This is a genomic window from Streptacidiphilus anmyonensis, assembly GCF_000787855.1.
GTDB lineage: Bacteria > Actinomycetota > Actinomycetes > Streptomycetales > Streptomycetaceae > Streptacidiphilus > Streptacidiphilus anmyonensis.
Map to the genome: position 1 here is coordinate 1 of NZ_BBPQ01000151.1, position 2,200 is coordinate 2,200.

General features: G+C 68.4%; 3 protein-coding genes. 2 read left to right on the top strand and 1 reads right to left on the bottom strand.

Features of this window, described 5'->3' with window-relative positions; all coding sequences use genetic code 11:
* Nucleotides 1–258: 258 nt before the first annotated feature.
* Together TR50_RS42135 and TR50_RS42140 are read left to right on the top strand one after the other, a co-directional pair.
* The gene (locus tag TR50_RS42135; protein ID WP_042436073.1) at nucleotides 259–1,074 is read left to right on the top strand and encodes an IS5 family transposase; all 816 of its coding nucleotides are present in this window, start codon (nucleotides 259–261) and stop codon (nucleotides 1,072–1,074) included.
* A gap of 58 nt (nucleotides 1,075–1,132) precedes the next feature.
* Nucleotides 1,133–1,558: a DUF5959 family protein gene (locus tag TR50_RS42140; protein WP_152648946.1), complete on the top strand. Its 426-nt coding sequence runs from the start codon at nucleotides 1,133–1,135 to the stop codon at nucleotides 1,556–1,558.
* Nucleotides 1,559–1,570: 12 nt separating this feature from the next.
* On the opposite strand, the gene TR50_RS42145 is transcribed toward TR50_RS42140, so the two are convergent.
* Nucleotides 1,571–2,098 (bottom strand): hypothetical protein, encoded by a 528-nt coding sequence (locus TR50_RS42145; protein WP_042436078.1) that lies wholly within the window; start codon nucleotides 2,096–2,098, stop codon nucleotides 1,571–1,573.
* Nucleotides 2,099–2,200 lie beyond the last annotated feature (102 nt).

Genomic DNA, 2,200 nt, shown 5'->3' on the forward strand with positions numbered 1-2,200 from the left:
TCGTTCCGATCATGGTGAGCGTCGGTTCGATTGGCGCGGCTCGGTTGGGTGATCTTCGGCGGGTGTGCGCATGAAGGTAGGGCCTCCTGGTCAGCTCGGGATTGTCGAATGCCCGAAGCCCAGGAGGCCCTTGTGTCGCAGTCTTGCGTGGTCACGCCGGTGGAGTCCAACTCGGTTCCTCGGTCGTGTGATTGCCTCGCTCACCGGTTCGGGAATGCGGGCGACCGTCCGGACCGGCAGCCCTTCTACCCCTCCGACATGAGTGACGCGGAGTGGGCGGTCGTGCGGGACGCGATGCCGGTACCGGCATGGCTGGAGGGCCGTGGTGGGCAGCCGGAGGGCTACTGTCACCGGCAGATGTTGGACGCTGTGCGGTACCTGGTCACAGGCGGAATCACTTGGCGCGCGATGCCGACGGACTTCCCCACCTGGGACCGCGTGTACGCATTCGCCAAGCGCTGGCGTGTGAAGGGCTTGCTCGCCGAGCTGCACGACCGGCTGCGCGGCCTTGTCCGTGAGGACGCCGGCCGGGACCCCGAGCCCACGGCCGCGATCGTCGATTCCCAGTCGGTCAAGGCGGACGCGACGGTGGCCTCTTCAAGCAGGGGCTACGACGCGGGCAAGAAGATCAACGGCCGCAAGCGGCACGTCGTGGTCGACTGCCTCGGCCTGCTGCTGGCCGTGATGGTCACCGCCGCCAGTGTGCAGGACCGGGACGCGGCCAAACCGCTGCTGGAACAGCTGCGGGCCCGCTTCCATCGCATCACCCTGGTCTGGGCGGACGGCGGCTACGCAGGCCGACTGGTCGCCTGGGCGACCGAGAAGCTGCACCTGACCGTCCAGATCGTCAAGCGCTCGGACGACGCCACGGGATTCGTGGTGCTGCCCAGGCGCTGGATGATTGAGCGCACCCTCGGCTGGCTGCTGCGCTCGCGCCGCCTCGTGCGTGACTACGAGACGCTGCCCGCCGTCCACGAGCAGATGGTGCTCTGGTCCATGACCCGGCTCATGACCCGGCGACTGGCCCGGCCCACTCGGCGATCTCTGGGGCGTCCGCGCGACCGAGTATCTTGACCGCAGCAGACGGCAGACAGGGGCTCCGTCTCAGCGCGGGCGACCCGGAAGGACTGTCGTGGAAGAGGTTCCTGAAGCCATTGACCTGATCCGCCTGGTCGACCCGCCAGGAACGAGTGGTCACAGCATCAGCGTGCGAGTGCTGAAGGGCCTGACGCCCGACAGTCAGTGGCTGGACTGCGAAATCGTCATGACCACAGAGACGGTCACGGCGTGTTATCCGCTCGCTGTCACGCCTTCTGATCTCGACGGCTGGGAGGAAGCGCTCAACCACCTTGCCACTCGCCGTTTCGCCTCCTGGCTGAACACCGGGCGGTCCCCGGGCCTGGCGGTCAAGCCACTGGAATGGGGCGGGATCGAAGTCACCGTCCACGACAACCCGACATCCCGCGTGACCGTGAAGGCGGTGCTCGAACCGGCAGACGGCTGGGTCGAGGACCAGCGTGCGCGCCTGGCCGAGGTCCGCCGTCGCCTGGGTGGGTAGGTTCCTCGCTGGTCAGGCGAGCACGAACCGCCCTGGAGCCGATCCCCGGTTCACCAACCGCTTCGCCTTCGAGCGCACCCCCTCCACCTGGGCCGGCGTCAGCTCCAGCCCGAGCGCCATCGCGAACTGCTGGCAAGTCATCGCGAGATCGCCGTCAGCCTGCGGTTGCTCCGCCAGCACCGTCAGGATGCGCTGGTAGTCGGTCGCGAGCACCTCCGGCTCCATTCCGGGCCGTCGGACCGGCACGATCGACCCTGCACGCGCAGCCTTCGTCGTTGGTGGGACCACAACAGTGGCAACGAAGGCGGTCTGCACTGGTTCCGCGGCCGACGACGCGGGGCCGTCTTCGGCGATCGCATCCCCGCCGGGCGACGCAGACAGCACCTCGCCGACACGCTGTCGCGCGATCACCCAGCCCTGTCGATCCGCTTCCGCCTGCGCGAGCTCGGCGAGCAGCCGGTCCACCTCCGCCTCCAGCACTTCAACGCGCTCACGGGCGGCCAGTTCCCGCTCCTCCAGCAGACCCAGCACCGACGCCATCTGGCACCTCCACCGACGCGAAATCCCGACGGCCGAAGGCTCCCGCCACCGGCCCGGGGCTACACCTGACCTGCAGGAACTCGCCGATCACATTCGGTAGAG

Excerpts from the sequence above, each read along its gene's own strand:
- TR50_RS42135 (WP_042436073.1), top strand. The coding sequence starts at position 259 with ATGAGTGACGCGGAGTGGGCGGTCGTGCGGGACGCGATGCCGGTACCG.
- TR50_RS42145 (WP_042436078.1), bottom strand. The coding sequence starts at position 2,098 with ATGGCGTCGGTGCTGGGTCTGCTGGAGGAGCGGGAACTGGCCGCCCGT.